At 61.8% G+C, this 17,833-nt stretch carries 18 protein-coding genes, 1 tRNA gene and 1 pseudogene; 16 read left to right on the plus strand and 4 right to left on the minus strand.

The window, feature by feature from the left end; translation table 11 throughout:
• The first annotated feature begins 488 nt into the window (after positions 1-488).
• Positions 489-1,697, plus strand: coding sequence for a tyrosine-type recombinase/integrase (locus H7841_16515; protein ID MEO5338470.1), 1,209 nt, complete (start codon positions 489-491; stop codon positions 1,695-1,697).
• A gap of 237 nt (positions 1,698-1,934) precedes the next feature.
• On the opposite strand, the gene H7841_16520 is transcribed toward H7841_16515, so the two are convergent.
• Complete coding sequence (locus H7841_16520) at positions 1,935-2,207, minus strand: hypothetical protein (protein MEO5338471.1); 273 nt, start codon at positions 2,205-2,207, stop codon at positions 1,935-1,937.
• Between the two features lie 77 nt (positions 2,208-2,284).
• On the opposite strand from H7841_16520, the gene H7841_16525 reads away from it, so the two are divergent.
• The 4 genes from H7841_16525 to H7841_16540 all read left to right on the plus strand — a co-directional run bounded on the left by H7841_16525 (position 2,285) and on the right by H7841_16540 (position 5,840).
• A complete protein-coding gene (locus tag H7841_16525) occupies positions 2,285-2,860 on the plus strand; it encodes an HIT domain-containing protein (protein ID MEO5338472.1) in 576 nt (191 codons plus the stop codon).
• A gap of 55 nt (positions 2,861-2,915) precedes the next feature.
• Complete coding sequence (locus H7841_16530) at positions 2,916-3,386, plus strand: hypothetical protein (GenBank protein MEO5338473.1); 471 nt, start codon at positions 2,916-2,918, stop codon at positions 3,384-3,386.
• Between the two features lie 253 nt (positions 3,387-3,639).
• Complete coding sequence (locus H7841_16535) at positions 3,640-5,001, plus strand: DUF5906 domain-containing protein (protein ID MEO5338474.1); 1,362 nt, start codon at positions 3,640-3,642, stop codon at positions 4,999-5,001.
• 212 nt (positions 5,002-5,213) lie between these two features.
• Positions 5,214-5,840: a helix-turn-helix domain-containing protein gene (locus tag H7841_16540; GenBank protein ID MEO5338475.1), complete on the plus strand. Its 627-nt coding sequence runs from the start codon at positions 5,214-5,216 to the stop codon at positions 5,838-5,840.
• A gap of 1,208 nt (positions 5,841-7,048) precedes the next feature.
• Here the strand turns inward: H7841_16540 and H7841_16545 are convergent.
• Positions 7,049-7,124, minus strand: a tRNA-Lys gene (locus tag H7841_16545).
• A gap of 187 nt (positions 7,125-7,311) precedes the next feature.
• Here H7841_16545 and secG point away from each other — a divergent pair.
• The 6 genes and pseudogenes from secG (at position 7,312) to kdsA (ending at position 12,028) form a co-directional block, all read left to right on the plus strand.
• Positions 7,312-7,674 carry a preprotein translocase subunit SecG gene (secG, locus tag H7841_16550; GenBank protein MEO5338476.1) on the plus strand — a complete coding sequence of 121 codons (363 nt, stop codon included), beginning with the start codon at positions 7,312-7,314 and terminating at the stop codon, positions 7,672-7,674.
• A gap of 117 nt (positions 7,675-7,791) precedes the next feature.
• Positions 7,792-9,417, plus strand: a complete 1,626-nt coding sequence (locus H7841_16555; GenBank protein ID MEO5338477.1) for a CTP synthase — start codon at positions 7,792-7,794, stop codon at positions 9,415-9,417.
• A 12-nt stretch (positions 9,418-9,429) separates the two neighbouring features.
• Positions 9,430-9,573: pseudogene (locus H7841_16560) on the plus strand (AAA family ATPase).
• A gap of 447 nt (positions 9,574-10,020) precedes the next feature.
• Positions 10,021-10,578 (plus strand): AAA family ATPase, encoded by a 558-nt coding sequence (locus H7841_16565; protein ID MEO5338478.1) that lies wholly within the window; start codon positions 10,021-10,023, stop codon positions 10,576-10,578.
• A complete protein-coding gene (locus H7841_16570) occupies positions 10,572-11,186 on the plus strand; it encodes a DUF4276 family protein (protein ID MEO5338479.1) in 615 nt (204 codons plus the stop codon). The genes H7841_16565 and H7841_16570 overlap by 7 nt, the downstream gene beginning before the upstream one ends.
• Positions 11,183-12,028 (plus strand): 3-deoxy-8-phosphooctulonate synthase, encoded by an 846-nt coding sequence (kdsA, locus tag H7841_16575; protein MEO5338480.1) that lies wholly within the window; start codon positions 11,183-11,185, stop codon positions 12,026-12,028. Before H7841_16570 ends, kdsA begins: the two co-directional genes overlap by 4 nt.
• A gap of 25 nt (positions 12,029-12,053) precedes the next feature.
• On the opposite strand, the gene H7841_16580 is transcribed toward kdsA, so the two are convergent.
• A complete protein-coding gene (locus H7841_16580) occupies positions 12,054-12,545 on the minus strand; it encodes a Spy/CpxP family protein refolding chaperone (protein ID MEO5338481.1) in 492 nt (163 codons plus the stop codon).
• A 188-nt stretch (positions 12,546-12,733) separates the two neighbouring features.
• On the opposite strand from H7841_16580, the gene H7841_16585 reads away from it, so the two are divergent.
• Both H7841_16585 and H7841_16590 read left to right on the plus strand, forming a co-directional pair.
• Positions 12,734-13,456 (plus strand): response regulator transcription factor, encoded by a 723-nt coding sequence (locus H7841_16585; GenBank protein ID MEO5338482.1) that lies wholly within the window; start codon positions 12,734-12,736, stop codon positions 13,454-13,456.
• 1 nt (position 13,457) lies between these two features.
• Complete coding sequence (locus H7841_16590; GenBank protein MEO5338483.1) at positions 13,458-14,831, plus strand: ATP-binding protein; 1,374 nt, start codon at positions 13,458-13,460, stop codon at positions 14,829-14,831.
• On the opposite strand, the gene H7841_16595 is transcribed toward H7841_16590, so the two are convergent.
• Complete coding sequence (locus tag H7841_16595) at positions 14,774-15,307, minus strand: response regulator (GenBank protein MEO5338484.1); 534 nt, start codon at positions 15,305-15,307, stop codon at positions 14,774-14,776. The two genes, H7841_16590 and H7841_16595, sit on opposite strands and share 58 nt — an antisense overlap.
• 154 nt (positions 15,308-15,461) lie before the next feature.
• Between H7841_16595 and eno the strand changes: the two genes are divergently transcribed.
• The 3 genes from eno to H7841_16610 all read left to right on the plus strand — a co-directional run bounded on the left by eno (position 15,462) and on the right by H7841_16610 (position 17,752).
• Positions 15,462-16,739: a phosphopyruvate hydratase gene (eno, locus tag H7841_16600; GenBank protein ID MEO5338485.1), complete on the plus strand. Its 1,278-nt coding sequence runs from the start codon at positions 15,462-15,464 to the stop codon at positions 16,737-16,739.
• Positions 16,740-16,942: 203 nt separating this feature from the next.
• A complete protein-coding gene (locus tag H7841_16605) occupies positions 16,943-17,278 on the plus strand; it encodes a septum formation initiator family protein (protein MEO5338486.1) in 336 nt (111 codons plus the stop codon).
• Positions 17,279-17,362: 84 nt separating this feature from the next.
• On the plus strand, positions 17,363-17,752 hold the full coding sequence (locus H7841_16610; protein ID MEO5338487.1) for a PilZ domain-containing protein: 390 nt from the start codon (positions 17,363-17,365) through the stop codon (positions 17,750-17,752).
• Positions 17,753-17,833 lie beyond the last annotated feature (81 nt).

The following is a 17,833-nucleotide window of genomic DNA, read 5'->3' on the forward strand; positions in this document are numbered from 1 at the left end:
GGGATGCCACAGACGGTCCTCAACTCCTTCTTGGATACGAGCTGTTTGCCAAACTGAGCCATCGGATTTCTCCCTAAAGGGAGGCATCGCGATGCCCCAGGTGGAAATAGCCGCACCGGAAGGCGGAAACAGGCTACGCCCGCGACGGGCGCGAGTCGAGACGGTCACCGATTTTCAGCTATGTGCCCCGCCGCCGATTTGTGCCCCCGTTTGTGCCCCGGAGGCCTTTTCCAAATTCAAAGGGGTTACGGATCGCTCCGTAACCCCTTGGAAAATTTGGTGGGCGCAGTAGGACTCGAACCTACGGCCCGCTGATTAAGAGTCAGGCAATCCATGTTTCTTCAGAATTCCGCTTCGTTGGTTATGTATGCAATAACAACACGATATATGACGTGATCTATTCCGCTGAATTCCGAGAAATGCCTTGAATTGGCTCCCTGGTGCTCCCTATAATCCAGCTAGGGAGCACGGTCAAGGAGCACCTGACATTGCCCACCATCAAGTTATCCAAGCGAGCAATTGACGACCTCGAACCGGGCGAACGAGACGCCTTTTTCTGGGATGAAGACCTGGCGGGGTTTGGTGTCAAGGTCACTCCGAAAGGACGGAAGGTCTTTCTGGTTCAGTATCGGCCAGGTGGGCGCGGAACACCGACAAGAAAGGTCTTTCTCGGCCCGCATGGCCCTGTCACGCTCCACAATGCGCGGAATGAAGCCCGTCGCATTCTCGGCCTTCGTGCTGAAGGTCGCGATGTTGCATTGGAACGCCAGACTGCGAAGGTACGTGCGATCTCTGACCGCTTCGGAGACATCGCAGCCGACTTCCTGGAGAAACATGCCGCACAAAATCGCACAGTCGAAGAGACGAAGCGGATTCTGCAACAGGACGTGCTCCCTAAATGGGGCAAGCGCAGCATCCATGGCATCGGCAAGCGAGACGTGATCGACCTGTTGGACCAGGTTGTCTCTCGCGGTTCTCCGATCATGGCGAACCGGCTTCTCGCTGCGCTTCGTAAGCTTTTCAACTGGGCAATGTCGCGCGGCATCATCACCGTGTCGCCCTGCGAAGGCATCAGCGCGCCAATTCGGGAGGTTGCCCGTGATCGCGTACTGACCGACGATGAACTTGTCGCCATCATCAACGCGGCGACCACGATAGGCGGCGCATTCTCCGGGATCATGCACACGCTGATCTTCACTGCCCAGCGCCGGGATGAGGTTGCCGACATGCGATGGGATGAACTCAACCTGGATACTAGTGTATGGACCATTCCAGGCAGTCGGACCAAGAACGGAAAACCCCATTTCGTCCACTTGTCTGCACAGGCCAGGGCTTTGCTCGATGCCGCACCCAAGATTGGCGACTATGTGTTCACGACCAACGGCAAGACCCCATTCAGCGGCTTCTCAAAATCAAAAGCACGCCTCGATGAACTCAGCGGCGTGTCCAATTGGCGCATCCATGACATCCGACGCACTGTGACCAGTGGACTTGCCAAGCTTGGCATTGCGCCGCACGTTGCAGACAAGATACTGAACCATCAATCAGGCACTATTTCCGGCGTTGCCGCCGTCTACCAGCGCCACGATTTTCTTTCCGAACGCAAGGCCGCTATCGATGCATGGGGACGCCATGTTCAGGCCCTTGTCGATGGTATTGTCTCGGATAACGTGGTGAGGCTTGGGGCGCTGAAATGACCGGCGATCAGAGCACACTGCCCCAGCAGGAGCAGAGGAGGAAGGTAGTGGTTAAACGACCCTTACCCAAGCCTGCCAGGGTCGAGATAAGCGACCATCTCAATTGACGCCCTTGCCCCACGAGCCTGGATGCTAGAGAATTTGAGAATGGCGAGCGCATTTGATGACCTGAAGGCCTTCATCACCGACCGGATGCGGATGTCACACATCTACCAACCGGTAATGCTGAAAACTCTCCTACTGAACGGCGGGAAAGCCTCTCGCAACGCCATCGCCAAAGCCTTTCTGAGCGAGGATCAGAGCCAGATCGAATACTACGAGGTTATCGCCCGCGAGATGCCCGGCCGTGTTCTCGGAAAACATGGCATCGTCGAGCGAGACGGCCAAACTTACCGCTTCGCAGCTGCATATCTCGACCTCACCGATGGTGAGCGGCAAACGCTTGCCAAACTCTGCGATGACAAGCTGACCGAGTATTTGGAAAAGCGCGGCATCGCGCCCTGGCAACATCGCAAGAAGTCATCTGGCTACGTACCCGGCAGTCTCCGGTACGACATCATCCGACGAGCGAAAGGACGATGCGAGGCGTGCGGGATCAGCGCGCCCTCGAAGTGGACCACATTCTGCCACGCAACAAAGGCGGCACAGACGACGTATCGAACCTTCAAGCCCTCTGCTACCGCTGCAACGCGGAGAAGCGCGACCGGGATGACACGGATTTTGCCGCCGTACAGGCAAGCTATGCGACCCGAAAGCTCGACTGCCCATTCTGCAGCATCCCGAATGACCGGATCATCGCTGAAAACGAGTTGGCCTATGCCATCCGCGATGCGTATCCTGTGACAGAGGGGCACACGCTCATCATCCCACGTCGGCATGTTGCGGACTATTTCGACCTGTACCATGCCGAGCGGAACGCCGTCGAACAGTTGCTCCACCAGTGCCGTGATGGTCTCAAGTCGGCGGATCAGGCAATTGATGGTTTCAATGTCGGCGCGAATGCAGGACAGTCAGCGGGACAGACGGTTTTCCACGTCCACATTCATCTGATCCCTCGACGAACAGGAGACATTGAGGAGCCACGGGGCGGGGTTCGTGGAGTTATTCCGAGCAAGCGCAATTACCGCCCAACGGAAGGGGCAAATTTAGATGCGCAAGCGTGACCTCAATCGTCCGAAACTCAGCCGCGACGAATACTTCCCGACGTAGGGCATTGTGATGGAAAGGCGGAAGATCGTCACCAAACGTGCGGGCAATAAAGGCTCCCCGGACTGGTTAATCGAAAAGGTAAACCGTCTTCTGGTGGCAGAAGCAGAGCCAGGGAAACAAGGCTACGAAGATGCCATCAAGATGTTTCCGGAAGGCACTCAACGGCTGATCCGCGAGGCAATGGAGCGAAAGGCGACCCCCGACATCAAGCAAGCTCGGCGAGGTTCGCCAGTCTCAGATATCTACCTCCTATTTCCCATCATCATGCACCTCATCGTCAGTGGGTTATCTGCCGCAGAGGCTTGGACGCTTCTCCAGGAGGAAATTCCGAAGCGAGATGGCGTAGACGCCAAACGCCAGTTCAATCGAGCTAGGGGTGACCGCGAAAAGGCAGTTCATCAAGCCGCGAGTGCTGTGATGGAGGGCAGGCCTAATGCATTCATTACCACATACAACCGACTCAGGAAGCTGACCGAATAGTGTCCCTATCTCCCATCGGAACCGAGTGCCAGCATGGCACAAGATTCCAGATGATGGAGATACTGATGAAAAAGACCACTGTGTTACTCCCCCTGCCCGCCGATGACGAAACCCTGATCCGGCGGATCGACCTCCCCCGATACATTCCAATCTCCGCTCAGACGGCCGCCAGGTGGGCCGTGGAAGGCCATGGACCACGGTTCATCAAGATTGGCCCCCGCATCGTCGCATACCGGTCTGGCGACCTCCGGGCATGGCTAGAGGACCAATCAGAGGCACTTGGTGCAAGGTCTTCCTAGTCATGTATCCGGGGCCAAGATCCTCCTGGAAAACCTGGCTCTCATATCTGAACGGCCAGTTTGCAGTTGTGAAGGTCAACGGCAAGGTGCGCATCTTATGTGAGGAGTTTGGTCCAAGCAGTCCCTGGATGCGGCGTGTCGAATTTATGACAAGGGGAGATTTTGAAGTCCTTCTTGAGAACCAAAGGGTCCGCGTGAATGGAAGATTGGAGCCTGTTGCCTCTCGGTGGCTCAGCGATCCACAGCGCCGAGAATTCCTATCCGGGATCATGTTCGTTCCAAATGGAAAGGTCCCAGAGGGTGTCTATAACCTCTGGAAGGGATTTGCCGTTGCGCCAGAGGAAGGAGAGGTCAAGCCATTCTTGGACTTCATCCATGCCGTCATTTGCGCAGGGGATCAGGCCGTTTATGCCTATGTCGTGGCATGGCTAGCAGATGCTATCCAAAATCCAGTGAGGCGACCTGGCACGGCATTGGTCCTCAGGGGTGGACAGGGTATTGGCAAGAGCTTCTTCGCGGAGACTTTTGGGATGCTCTTCGGACAGCATTTCATTGAAGTGAACAACCCTCGCCACCTTGTCGGAAACTTCAATAGCCATCTCCTCGATAAGCTGGTGGTCTTCGCCGACGAAGGCTCCTTCGAAACCAAGGTTGCACAGTCAACGTTGAAGAACCTAGTTACCGCGCCTACCCTGTCGATCGAGCCGAAAGGCGTGGACGTTATCCAAGCCAAAAATCTCCTCCGGATCATCATCGCCGGAAACCATGAACGCCTTGTGGCGGCGGCTGGAGATGAGCGCAGATACCTCGTCCTCGACGTCTCCGATGTCCACCGCGAAGACCATGCGTATTTTCAGGCTTTGGCCGCATGGCGAGACAACGGGGGCCTCGCAGCTCTGCTACATTTTCTCCAGCACCATAATATCGAGGGCATCAACCTACGCTCCGTTCCGAGGACGAACGCCCTGCTAGGGATGAAGCTTGCCTCGCTGAACGGCGTCGACAAATGGTGGTACGGCCGCCTGTATTCGGGAGAGTTGGCCCCCGGAAGAGGCTGGACAGATTTTGTGCCGATCTCGGAACTGCATGACACCTTCACCGCCGAAGCTGGCTTTGCCAGAGGGCGTGCAACACAGACCGAACTCGGAACCTGGCTGCACAGAATGGTGCCGAACCTGAAAAGGAACCGGCGTACTAATGGAAAGACAAGACCATGGGGTTACAGCTTTCCACCCTTGGTCGAGTGCCGCGCCAACTTCGAAGAAAGAATGGGCCAGAGAGTCGATTGGCCCGACGATGAGAAAAAGAATGGCTAACCTGTCCGACCTTTCTCCCCCTGGTGGGACGATGAAGACACGCAGAAATCAAGGTGTTTCCCTACCTGTCCTACCTGTCCTACCTAATTAATGGGTCATAGAAAATTCATTATAGATTCCGAAGGGCCGTTTTTGGGCAGGACAGGTTAGCCAGGTAGGACAGGTCCAGGCCCACCCATTAGAACGCCCTCCCCTTGAGAACAGGCCACACCATGACAAACATCCCCCCAGATATCCCCGAACTCCCAATGCCTGACGGTACGTCGCCGCGCCATATGGGCTATTCCAACCGAATGGTGCGCTCTGCCGTCGCCGCTACCTTCATCGCCAATGCCCTGGTCCGCACCGACAACGACAAGTACATCCGGTCAGCAGGGCTCATGATGGTGTGTAAGGACTGGTGCCGATCAAACGGCCTTGCTCCCCCTTCCATCCATATCCTGTCCGCCGCGCTGCGTGACTTCGGGGCCGTCTATGCGAAATCCAACGGGCAACGGATATGGCGTGGCGTCCAGTTCACCCAGATGCAGGATCGCCTACCGGTCATGCTGAATGTGGAAGAACTCCATAAGCTCACCAGGCGACCGCCGATCATGACGTTGCCCGAGTTCATCCGCCTTACGGGCATCTCCAGGTCAACGTTCTACGCCCAATGCAAACGCGGCACTGCCCCAACCCATCGCAGGATCGGCGGGCGGGTCATGATCGCAACAACGGACGCCCTGGACTGGTGCCACAAGCATGCATTCCATGCCGCTGCGTTGAACATCACTGATTGGGCACTCGACCTTGGCGGAAGGTCCGACCAGATTTGGAGGCAGACCTGTCGCATTTTGTAATGCGGCTGATATGGACCAACAACCAAACCACCCCCCAATCCTGATTGTTCATCGGACAAACCTTAGATCCTCTGCGTTATGATATGCCCTGCAAATTGCACCCCCTGGGTGACCGACTACAACACCACCAGGCCCCAATTCGGCCCTGGGATACCAGACTCCGGCGGCTCTCGAAGAAGCCCATCTGACCCATCGTCGCCCCCACCCCGTCGTCCATGGCCAGATTCTAGGCCATCATCGCCAGAATGCAGGATTATTTGAGGTGCCCTCAAAAGCAATTTGTCATTGGTCCCATTGATGTGCACGTAACAATTCTACCATTTATCATATACGTGCGCGGGCCTTCAATTTGCTGAGACGATCTGATGGCTGCTTCATTAGCTTGGTTTTGGGCCGCAGCAGCCCCTAAATAACGAGAGCAATCTTCACCTCGTCGAGCAAGTTCTTGAGCTACACGCATTTTGTGTCCTTCAGCTGCCCACCGTAATCCAGACTGCTGAAAACCAAACTGATCATGTTGAGGCGGCAAAGGAGTAGTGAGGTAGTCCATGCACAGCTGCAACGGAGAGTGGTAATCAAGACGATCCCCGTCTCTTACGCAAGCTGAAACACAAACAACATAAATAGAAAGTATAACTGATTTTCTCATATCCGCCACCCCTGTTACATAGAAACAGCTTATGATTTTCTAGTTATTATCCTATTTTGTACATATAGTCAAGTTGACAGTAAAATAGTTGTTGTCAAGTTATCGTATAGATTTTTACGCGCCACATCTCCACTCATCACCATGGGCGATTCGTCCGGGGGCCTTTTGGCTTTGGCGGGGGGAGTGCCTGCCGCCAGGCCCTTGCCCAACAGCGTAACAAGCCATACCGGCCCCACGTGTCGGCAGCCCAATTCCGTTAATGAGTGTACAGTTGCGACTCAAATTGACGAATGGTCGCAGTGCTTATCTTGATGTGTGCTGCGACGCTGCGCTGAGTTGGCCGTGCTCGCCATGCTCACGTTGTTGCGCGTGGCTCTGCGCGGCCCTTGACCCGTCGTCTATAGTGCGACGATCAGCAAGATCGAAAGCGCATTCCCGGAGAATCATCAATAAGGATGACGGAAAGCGGAAAGGGAGCACCAGAAATTCCCGTGCTCCCTATGTGCTCCCTGAAAGCATCAAGGCCTTAGCCGGATACCAGCTAAGGCCTTGATTTGATTGGTGGGCGCAGTAGGACTCGAACCTACGGCCCGCTGATTAAGAGTCAGCTGCTCTACCATCTGAGCTATGCGCCCGAATTCCTTGTGGTACTCCCGCCGCGTCGGCCAGAGGCCTTCCGGGGCGGGTGAAACCGGTTTTCCGGCTCGGTTCTCCGCGACGGAAAGGCGGCGGGCCACGGGCCGTCGATGACGATTCGGCTGGCATTGCCGCGCGGTCTGGTCTAGAAGCACCCCATTCACGGAATTCCAAGAGGCGCGAGCCATGACCACGGTGATTCTCGTCATTCATCTCCTGCTTGCCATCGGGCTGGTCGGGGTGATCCTGATCCAGCGTAGCGAAGGCGGGGCCCTGAGCGGCCTGGGTGGCGGCATGAGCGGTTTCATGACCGGCCGGTCGACGGCGAATCTGCTCACACGCGCCACGGCGATTCTGGCGGCCGGCTTCTTCGCCACAAGCATCGTCCTGGCGATGATGGCTAACCACCGCGCCGAGAAGCGTTCGATTCTGGATGTGGCTCCCGCTCCCTCGGCCCCGGCCGTCCAACAGCCGGCCGCGCCCGTACCCGCTGTCGAGCCGCCCAAGCCGGCCGAACCCGCCGAGCCGAGCGCTCCGGTGGCCAAGTAGGCAGGCAGGGCGGTAACGGGAAGGAAAAGGGCCTTCCAGCTAATGCGATCGGAAGGGCGGCGTCAAGCCGCCTTTCCTCTTTCTGCTCGGACGCGATCTGGTATACGGTGCAGCTCCATGACGCGGTTCATCTTCATCACCGGCGGCGTGGTATCGTCCTTGGGCAAGGGGCTGGCTTCGGCGGCTCTGGGCGCCCTGTTGCAGGCGCGCGGCTTCAAGGTCCGGCTGCGCAAGCTCGACCCCTACATCAACGTCGATCCGGGGACCATGAGCCCCTACCAGCACGGCGAGGTCTACGTGACCGACGACGGGGCCGAGACCGACCTGGACCTGGGCCATTACGAACGCTACACCGGCGTTTCGGCCCGCAAGGGCGACAACGTCACCACCGGACGCATCTATTCCGAGGTGATCGCCAAGGAGCGGCGGGGCGACTATCTGGGTGCCACCATCCAGGTGATTCCCCACATCACCGACGCCATCAAGAACTTCGTGCGCAGCGACCTAGGCGACGAGGATTTCGTGCTGTGCGAGATCGGCGGCACGGTCGGCGACATCGAGGGCCTGCCGTTCCTGGAGGCCATCCGCCAGCTGGGCAACGAACTGGGCCCCGAGCGGGCCCTGTACCTGCACTTGACCCTTCTGCCCTATATCCCGGCGGCGGGCGAGTTGAAGACCAAGCCCACCCAGCATTCGGTGAAGGAACTGCTGAACGTCGGCATCCGGGCCAACGTGCTGCTTTGCCGCGCCGACCGGGAAATCCCCGCGGGCGAGCGGCGCAAGATCGCGTTGTTCTGCAACGTGCGCGAGGAGGCGGTGATCCCGGCGCTCGACGTGGACACCATCTACCGGGTGCCCATCGCCTACCACGAACAGGGCCTGGACGACCAAGTCTGCCGCCATTTCGGCATCGCCGTCCCGCCGCCCGACCTGTCGCGCTGGCAAGGCATCGTCGACCGGGTGACGCGGCCGGAAGGCGAGGTGACCATCGCCGTGGTCGGCAAGTACACGGTGCTGATCGACGCCTACAAGTCGTTGGTGGAGGCTCTGGCTCACGGCGGCATCGCCAACCAGGTCAAGGTCGGCATCCGCTGGATCGACGCCGAGATCTTCGAACGCGAGGACGCGGTCCAGCACCTGGAGGACGTGCACGGCATCCTGGTTCCCGGCGGCTTCGGCGAGCGCGGTACCGAAGGCAAGATCGCCGCGGTGCGTTTCGCTCGCGAACGCCAGGTGCCCTACTTCGGCATCTGCCTGGGCATGCAGATGGCGGTGATCGAGGCGGCGCGCCACCTTCTGGGCTTGGCGGGCGCCGGTTCCACCGAATTCGGCGAGCCCGAACATCCGGTGGTCGGCATGATGACCGAATGGATGCAGGAAGGCGAACTGCAGGTCCGCCGCGCGGGCGGCGACTTGGGCGGCACCATGCGCCTGGGCGCCTTCGAGTGCCGGCTAGCCGAAGGCTCGCGGGCCCGGCAAATTTTCGGTGCTGACACCATTTTCGAGCGCCACCGCCACCGCTACGAGGTCAACACGCGCTACCGCGCCGACCTGGAAAGGGCCGGGCTGCGTTTTTCCGGCCTGTCGCCCGATGGCCTGCTGCCGGAGATCGTCGAAATCCCCGACCATCCCTGGTTCGTCGGCGTGCAGTTCCACCCCGAACTCAAGTCCCGCCCCTTCGAACCGCACCCGCTGTTCACTTCCTTCATCGCGGCGGCGGTGCACCAGTCGCGATTGGTGTGATAAGGTGGCTCCATGCTGAAAAGCCTCCGCATCGCCAACCTCCTTTCTTTCGGGCCCGACTCCCAGCCGCTCGACTTGCTGCCCCTCAACCTCCTCATCGGCCCCAACGGGTCGGGGAAGTCCAACGTCATCGACGCGATATCCCTCCTTAAGGCGGCACCACGTGACTTGAGTGAGGTGTCCGGTGATGGAGGATTGTTCGAGGACTGGATCTGGGAGATGGATGGCGATGGCGTGGCGACGGTGGAAACTGTCTTGCCGTGGGATCGCGGAAGGAATCTGCGATACCGCATTTCTCTAAGCGCGTACGGTGGACCGAGCGTCGACGATGAGAGGGTCGAGTTGGAGATGCCATCGCAGGGAAGTTCCACGCCCACGGTATTCTGCGAGCACAAGGATGGGACGGTCGTCTTGACGACTGGCGATGGGACGCGATCCGTGCAGGAAGACGTTGGTTCCGACCAGTCGATCCTGTCCCAGCGAAAGGACCCCGTTCGGTACCGTGAACTCTGGTGGGTAGGGCGGCAATTCGAAGCGATCCGGATTTACCGTGACTGGACGATGGGTCGGTATTCGTCGCCCCGGCTGCGACAGAGGGCCGACATGCGGACCGAGTTCCTCGAGGAGGACGCCTCCAACCTGGGCTTGGTGCTCAACCGCCTGCGCAGCGATCCCGACGCGAAGCGGGCCGTGCTGGAAAACCTGCGGGAATTCTCCGGCGAGTTCGACGACTTCGACGTGAGCATCGTGGCGAATACGGTTCAGGTTTTTCTCACCGAAGGTCGGTTCACCGTTTCGGCCACGCGGCTTTCCGACGGTACGCTCCGGTACCTCTGCCTGCTGGCCATCCTCTGCCATCCGGAGCCGCCGCCCCTGGTCTGCATCGAGGAACCGGAGATGGGCCTGCATCCGGACATCCTGCCTACCATCGCCAGGCTGCTGCGAGCGGCCTCGGAACGGACCCAACTGATCGTCACCACTCACTCCGACATCCTGGTCGATGCCTTGTCGGATACCCCCGAGGCGGTGGTCGCCTGCGAGAAGGGGGAGGGCGGGACGACCCTGCGCCGCCTCGACAAGGACCAACTCGCTCCCTGGCTCAAGGACTACCGGCTGGGCCAGTTGTGGCTGAAGGGAAAGATCGGGGCGACCCGATGGTAGCGGAAGTCTTCGTCGAAGGCGGGGGCAACAAGAACCTGGATATCAAGCTTCGCCAAGCGTTCGGGATGCTGGCCGACCGCGCCGGCCTGCGCGGCCGGATGCCGAAGTTCGTGGCCTGCGGCAGCCGCCACGAGGCCTACAAGGATTTCGTCACCGCGCTCGAACATCCCGAGCCGGGGAAGACCTCCCTCCTGCTCGTGGACAGCGAAGGGCCGGTTTCGGAGGAATCTCCCTGGACGCATTTGGGCGGTCGCGAGGAAGGCGGTTGGCGGCAACCGCCGGGCGCGACCGATGGCCAATGCCATTTCATGGTCCAGGCCATGGAGTCCTGGTTTCTCGCCGATATTCCTGCGCTTCGGCAGTATTTCGGGCAGGATTTCAAGGAAAAGGCACTTCCCCGAGGCAGTATCGAGGCCGCGTCCAAGGCTGCCGTTATCGAAGGATTGACCAAGGCGGCGAAGATGACCAGGAAAGGGGGCTACGACAAGGGCCGGGATTCGTTCGGCATCTTGAAGACCCTCGACATCGCCAAGGTCCGCGCCGCCTCGCCATGGGCCGACCGCTTCTTCACATCGCTCGACAAGACCACCAAAGGGGAAGAGCCATGACCACCCAGCCCCGCCACGTCACCGTCGGCAAGGTCACCTTCGGCAACGATCTGCCGCTGGCGGTCATCGCCGGGCCCTGTTCGCTGGAAAGCCGGGCCCATGCCTTGGAAATGGCCCATGCCCTGGTCGAAATGACCCGGGCCCTGGGCTGCGATTTCGTGTTCAAAAGCTCCTTCGACAAGGCCAACCGGACCAGCGGCGACACGCCGCGCGGGCTGGGCATGAAGGAAGCCCTGCCGATCCTGGCCGAGGTGCGCGAGACTTACGGCTGTCCCGTCATCACCGACGTGCACGAGGCCGTCCAGTGCGCCCCCGTGGCCGAGGCGGTGGACATGCTGCAGATTCCGGCCTTTCTTTGCCGCCAGACCGATTTGCTGCTGGCCGCCGGCCAGACCATGAAGGCGATCAACGTCAAGAAGGGCCAGTTCCTGGCGCCCTGGGACATGGCCAACGTGGTCCGGAAGATCGAAAGCAGCGGCAACATGAACGTGCTGGTCTGCGAACGCGGCACCAGCTTCGGCTACAACACCCTGGTCACCGACATGCGCGGTCTGCCCATCCTGGGCCGGACCGGCTGTCCGGTGGTCTTCGACGCCACCCATTCGGTGCAGCAGCCGGGCGGGCAGGGGACCACGTCGGGCGGCCAGCGCGAATTCGCGCCCGTGCTGGCGCGGGCGGCGGTGGCGGTGGGCGTGGCGGCCGTGTTCATCGAAACCCACGACAACCCTGCCAAGGCCCTGTCCGACGGGCCCAACATGATTCCCTTGCACGAACTGGCCGACGTGCTGGAAGTCCTGCTGGAATTCGATGCGGTGGCCAAGGAGAACCCGGTCGCCCTGTAGGGGACGACCGGGGTTTCGTGTCCGGTTACTTCTTGGCCGGCGTCTTGCCGTCCTTGCGATGGTCGGGGCCGAAGGGCATGCCCTTGTCGAAGATCTTCTGCTGGTCGGGGGTCAGTTTGGCGTAGAAGGCCTTCAGCGCCACCAGGTCGGCTTCGCGCCGCGTCTGGCGCTCCTTGCCCATCTCGATCAGCTTCTCGAAGCGTTCCGGCGCCGGCAGGGTGGTCATGGCCTGGTAGTCGGGGCGGCGCTTGGCGGCATCGTCCAGGGTGGACTTGACCTTGCCGGACCATTCGGTCCAGGCGGTCTCCTGCTCGGCGGAGAGTTTCAGGTCGCGATGCAGGATGTCCAGGCGCTTGTCCATGGACTTGCGGAAGTCGCCGTGCTTGCCCCCGCTTTTTTCGCAGGCGGCGGCATTCGGCGAGCCGGCCGCCGCCTCTCGGGGCAGCATCGCGCCACCGGCGACGATGGCCGACAGGGCGGCGATGGACAGAAGAGACTTGGCGGAAGGCAACTTCATGGGGGGTCTCCTTGAGAATCGGGAACGGCGGTCATCGCCGATGAAGGGCATGATGGGCCCCCCATGTATCGGGCATATGTCGGCGCGAGGGGAAAATCGTATCGTTGTGTCGCAACCTGCGGCCGCCGATACGGACCGATACAGTCCAGGCCATGACGACGGGCTTCGGACGGAGTAGGAATGGACCCATGGAGACGCAACCCCATATCCTGGTGGTCGACGACGATCGGGACATCCGTTCCCTGGTCGGGGATTACCTGCGCCGCAACGGCTACCGGGTCAGCTTGGCCGGCGATGGCCGCCAGATGCGCGAAGTCTTGGAATCCGGCCGCATCGACCTGCTGGTGCTCGATATCATGCTGCCCGGCGAGGACGGTCTGGCGCTCTGCCGACGGCTGCGCGCCGATTCCGACCTGCCCGTCCTCATGCTGACAGCGCGAAGCGATCCCTTCGACCGGGTCCTGGGCCTGGAGATGGGCGCCGACGACTACCTGACCAAGCCCTTCGAGCCGCGCGAACTGCTGGCCCGCATCCGCAGCGTGCTGCGCCGTGCCCAGGCCTTGCCGGTCAATCTGGCGCCGCCGCCGGCCGGGCGCTATCGCTTCGCCGGCTGGGCCCTGGACGCGGGGGCGCGTCGACTGACCTCGCCCGACGACGTGGTGGTGTCGCTGTCGGCGGCAGAGTACCGCCTGCTCCACGCTTTCGTCACCCATCCCAATCGGGTGCTCACCCGCGACCAGCTCATGGATCTGACCCGAGGCCGCGACGCCGAGCCTTTCGACCGTGCCATCGACCTGCAGGTCAGTCGCCTGCGCCAGAAGCTGGGCGACAACGCTCGCGACCCGGTCCTGATCAAGACCCTGCGCAGCGAGGGCTATCTGCTCGCGGCGCCGGTCGAAATGGAGGCCTAGCATGGGAAGACTCGCCGGGTCCCTGGCGCTCCGCATCTTCCTGTTGCTGGTGGGGGCGGTATTGCTGGCCGTCGGCCTGACCTCGGAACTGGCACGCCGGGACCGGGCCCAGGTGATCGAACAGTTTCGCGACCGCGCCGGCGCGGCGCGCCTGGCGACGGTGGTGCAGATGCTTTCTCCCCTATCTGCCGAGGCTCGCGTCGCCGCCGTTCGCGCCTTGCCCGAGCGGGAGTGGCGGATCGCCCTTGATCCCCCCGCCGATGCCGAGGCCCTGCCGGCGGCGCCGGCACTGGCCGACCTGCTGGGCGACGCGGTAGTGGCGGCGGCCCGCGTCGACGGCGGTTGGTCCGGGCGGGACGGAGACGCCCGGCCGCGCCTGAGCGTGGCGCGGGTGACCTTTCCCGACGGCCAGGCGGCACGCCTTCAGCATGTCGACCTGCGGCCACCCCGGCCGCCCCTGGGCGAACGAGCCTTCCTTTCGGTCAACGGGGCGCTGTTCGCAGCCATCCTGGCGGCGGCGGCCTGGATGGCGGTCCGCCTGGCGCTGCGGCCGCTGGCACGGCTGGCACGGGCGGCGGAGGACTTCGGCCGCGACATGGAGCGCCCGCCCCTGGACGAGACCGGTCCCACCGAGATGCGTCAGGCGGCCAAGGCCTTCAACGCCATGCAGAAACGCATTCGCGCCCAAGTGGCCGAACGGACCCGCATCCTGGCCGCCATCGCCCACGACCTGAAGACGCCCCTGACCCGCATGCGACTGCGGTTGGAACCATTGGCCGACGACGACCTGAAGGGACGTCTGCTGGAAGATCTGCGGTCGATGAACGGCTTGGTGGAGGAAGGCCTCGATCTGGCCCAAAGCCTGGAATCGCGGGAACCGGTCCAGCGCGTCGATCTGGGTTCCTTGCTGCAGAGCCTTTGCGACGACGCGGCCGATGCGGGTCTCGACGTAAGCTACGAGGGCGAGGCGATGGCCCAGGTTCTGGCTCGCCCCGACGCGTTGCGCCGGGTCTTTTCCAATCTGATCGACAATGCGGTGAAGTACGGCACCTGCGCCCGCGTCGGGCTGGACACGCACGAAGGCGTGGTCCGCGTTACGGTGCGGGACCAAGGCCCCGGAATTCCCGAGGACCACCTCGTCGATGTGCTGAAGCCCTTCTATCGCCTGGAGGCCTCGCGATCGCGGGAAACCGGAGGCACCGGTTTGGGGCTAGCCATCGCCGCCAACCTGGTGGGGCGCCAGCAGGGAGGGCGGCTGGAGTTGGTCAACCGGCCCCACCAGGGAGGATTGGAAGCGCGGGTGGAATTGCCGCTCGCTCAGTCGATGACGAAGATGTCGTCGGCGTCGGATTCGCGGCGACGCGGGCCATCGTAGTCGTCGATCTTGCGGCGGTGGCGGCACGGGCCGACGTAGGTCTTGCTGCGGATGAAGGGTCGCGGACGGTCGATCAGTGCCGCGATGCGCCGGTAAAGGCGGTTGGGCGAGATCGGCTTGGCCAGGAATTCGTTGATGCCGCAGTCCCGCGCCGTGGCCACCACGGTGGCCTCCGTGTAGGCGGTGATCATGATTATGGAGGCCATCGGGTTGGGGCTGTCCTCGGCTCGGCGGATCATGCGGACGAAGTCGGCGCCGTCCATGGGCGTCAGCTCCCATTCGGTGAGCACGATGTCCGGCTTGAACTCCTTGAATTCCTTGAATCCGGTCAGCGCGTCGTCGGCTTCCCGCAGGTTCCGGACGGCAAAAACATGCAGAATCTGCTTCAGCAGATGCCGCATGTGCTTGTTGCCGTCCACGATCAGGATCTTCACATCCCTGATGTCGTAGGCTGGAAGTTTTTCCGGATCGCCCATTCGCCGTCCCCGCGCCGGCTGCATCATGGTTCCGTCGCTACGGCGCATAATCAAACATGGCCGCCATCAAGGCAAGCGCATCTCTCTTTCCTTTCGCGGTCGCAGCATGTATCACTGCGGGTAGGAATTTCCCTATCGCCGAGGAGTGTCTCCCATGAGCGCCATCATCGACATTCACGCCCGTGAAATCCTGGATTCCCGCGGCAACCCCACCGTCGAGGTGGATGTGCTGCTCGACAGCGGCGCCTTCGGGCGCGCCGCGGTGCCCTCGGGGGCTTCGACCGGTTCCCGCGAGGCGGTCGAACTGCGCGACGGGGACAAGAAGCGTTACGGTGGCAAGGGCGTGCGGAAGGCCTGCGATGCCGTGAACGGCGAGATCTTCGAAGCGCTGGCCGGCCTGGAGGCCGACGACCAGATCTTCATCGACCGTACCATGATCGATCTGGACGGCACCGCCAACAAGAAGCGCCTGGGCGCCAACGCCATCCTGGGCGTTAGCCTGGCGGTCGCCAAGGCCTCGGCGGAAGAAGCCGGGTTGCCCCTTTACCGCTACGTCGGTGGTGCCTTCGCCCACACCATGCCGGTGCCCCTGATGAACATCGTCAATGGCGGCAAGCATGCCGACAATCCCATCGATATCCAGGAATTCATGATCATGCCGGTGGGCGCACTCACGATGGCGGACGCCGTGCGCATGGGGGCCGAGGTCTTCGCCGCCTTGAAGAAGGCGCTGCACGACGCCGGCCACAACACCAACGTCGGCGACGAGGGCGGCTTCGCGCCCGGCCTCAAGAGCGCCGACGAGGCCTTGTCCTTCATCATGAAGGCCATCGAGAAGGCCGGCTACAAGCCCGGCGACGACGTGGCCCTGGCGCTCGACTGCGCCGCCTCCGAGTACTACCAGAAGGGCAAGTACGTGCTGTCTGGCGAGGGCAAGACCCTGGATTCGGCCGGCAACGTCAAGTACCTGGAAAAGCTGGTCAAGAAATTTCCCATCGTGTCCGTCGAGGACGGCATGGCGGAAGACGACTGGGACGGCTGGGCCATGCTGACCGAAGCACTGGGCGGCAAGGTGCAGTTGGTGGGCGACGATATCTTCGTCACCAATCCCAAGATTCTCCGCGAGGGTATCGACAAGGGCATCGCCAACTCGGTCCTGGTCAAGGTCAACCAGATCGGCACCCTGTCGGAGACTCTGGAAGCGGTCGAGATGGCTCACAAGGCCGGCTACACCGCCGTGATGAGCCACCGGTCCGGCGAGACCGAGGACTCGACCATCGCCGACCTGGCGGTCGCCACCAACTGCGGCCAGATCAAGACCGGCTCCCTGTCGCGCTCCGACCGCTTGGCCAAGTACAACCAGCTCATCCGCATCGAGGAAGAACTGGACAACGCCTCCCGTTACGCCGGCAAGGCGGTGCTGCGCAAGTAGCCCATCGGCCGGGCCCCAAAGGATGCAAAGGGCGGCCCGGTGGCCGCCCTTTTCGCGTGGGCTTGATTCGAATACGAAAAACACGAACCGCGCCCGTGAATTAACGGCTCATCAATCCTTTCCGAGGAATAGTGTCGGCGGGCTTGAGAAGTTATGCCGGTACGCGGACAGAAGCCCGCGTCGGACCAGAAGAAGATTCATCGATGGCGATAGCGGAAGAATTCCGGAAACGCGCGCGTTATGTCGTGGGGTCCTTGGGTGGGATCGCGGCGATGGCCTATTTCGGCTATCATGCCGTGAACGGCGAACGCGGCTTTCTGGCCTGGATGGAAATCCGCCAGCAGATCGACGCCACCTCGCGCTTCGCCGGGCGGGTGGTCCAGCAGCGCCGTACCTGGGAAGACAGGGTGCGCCGCCTGCAGGCCGAAAGCCTCGACCCGGATCTCTTGGACGAACGGGCCCGCCTGATGGGCAACTTGGCCCTGCCGGGTGACGTGATCATCCTGACCGGCCCGCCGAAAGTGGCCGGCGCCAAATAGCCTTGGCCCAGTGACGGCCGGCACAGCCTCCTTTCCGATTCCCGCCCATTCTTTCATGCTCGCGAATGAAGGGAAGGAAGGGCGATGCTGGAACGGCGCCACCAATCCCGTCACGAGGCCGTGCCGATCCTGCTGGAGATCGGGGGTACCTCATTCGTCGCCGCGATCTGGAGCCGCGGCGGTGCCCTGGTGGAAAGTTACGGCGGGCCGCTGACGCCAGGATCGCTATTCGCCGTCACCGGACTGGGCTTGGCCGACGAGGGGCGGGTCGGGCCGGTGGACATCCGGGCCCGCGTGGCGCGCGCCGAGGGCGAAGGCCGCCTGGCCGTGCAGTTCCTGGGCATCGATCGCCGCGCCCATGCCTTTTTCGAGGAAGTCCTGGGCAGCAATCCGCTGGATATCGACAATCCCTTCAAGCCCCCGGCGCCGCGCTTCCCGCCGCCGCCCCGGCCACGGCTATCCCTGGTCCGCTAGCAGGTCCGCGAGGCCCACGGCCTCGCCCCCCAGATCGGGCTCGCCGCAATGGGCGAGGATGTGGCGCCGGGCGCCGTCGCG

It is taken from the genome of Magnetospirillum sp. WYHS-4 (assembly GCA_039908345.1).
GTDB lineage: Bacteria > Pseudomonadota > Alphaproteobacteria > Rhodospirillales > GLO-3 > JAMOBD01.

Excerpts from the sequence above, each read along its gene's own strand:
- H7841_16530 (MEO5338473.1), top strand. The coding sequence starts at position 2,916 with ATGGAAAGGCGGAAGATCGTCACCAAACGTGCGGGCAATAAAGGCTCC.
- H7841_16585 (MEO5338482.1), top strand. The coding sequence starts at position 12,734 with ATGGAGACGCAACCCCATATCCTGGTGGTCGACGACGATCGGGACATC.
- H7841_16535 (MEO5338474.1), top strand. The coding sequence starts at position 3,640 with ATGGCTAGAGGACCAATCAGAGGCACTTGGTGCAAGGTCTTCCTAGTC.
- kdsA (MEO5338480.1), top strand. The coding sequence starts at position 11,183 with ATGACCACCCAGCCCCGCCACGTCACCGTCGGCAAGGTCACCTTCGGC.
- H7841_16540 (MEO5338475.1), top strand. The coding sequence starts at position 5,214 with ATGACAAACATCCCCCCAGATATCCCCGAACTCCCAATGCCTGACGGT.
- H7841_16610 (MEO5338487.1), top strand. The coding sequence starts at position 17,363 with ATGCTGGAACGGCGCCACCAATCCCGTCACGAGGCCGTGCCGATCCTG.
- H7841_16590 (MEO5338483.1), top strand. The coding sequence starts at position 13,458 with ATGGGAAGACTCGCCGGGTCCCTGGCGCTCCGCATCTTCCTGTTGCTG.
- secG (MEO5338476.1), top strand. The coding sequence starts at position 7,312 with ATGACCACGGTGATTCTCGTCATTCATCTCCTGCTTGCCATCGGGCTG.
- eno (MEO5338485.1), top strand. The coding sequence starts at position 15,462 with ATGAGCGCCATCATCGACATTCACGCCCGTGAAATCCTGGATTCCCGC.
- H7841_16580 (MEO5338481.1), bottom strand. The coding sequence starts at position 12,545 with ATGAAGTTGCCTTCCGCCAAGTCTCTTCTGTCCATCGCCGCCCTGTCG.
- H7841_16605 (MEO5338486.1), top strand. The coding sequence starts at position 16,943 with ATGGCGATAGCGGAAGAATTCCGGAAACGCGCGCGTTATGTCGTGGGG.
- H7841_16595 (MEO5338484.1), bottom strand. The coding sequence starts at position 15,307 with ATGGGCGATCCGGAAAAACTTCCAGCCTACGACATCAGGGATGTGAAG.
- H7841_16520 (MEO5338471.1), bottom strand. The coding sequence starts at position 2,207 with ATGTTGCCAGGGCGCGATGCCGCGCTTTTCCAAATACTCGGTCAGCTT.
- H7841_16565 (MEO5338478.1), top strand. The coding sequence starts at position 10,021 with ATGCGGACCGAGTTCCTCGAGGAGGACGCCTCCAACCTGGGCTTGGTG.
- H7841_16555 (MEO5338477.1), top strand. The coding sequence starts at position 7,792 with ATGACGCGGTTCATCTTCATCACCGGCGGCGTGGTATCGTCCTTGGGC.
- H7841_16570 (MEO5338479.1), top strand. The coding sequence starts at position 10,572 with ATGGTAGCGGAAGTCTTCGTCGAAGGCGGGGGCAACAAGAACCTGGAT.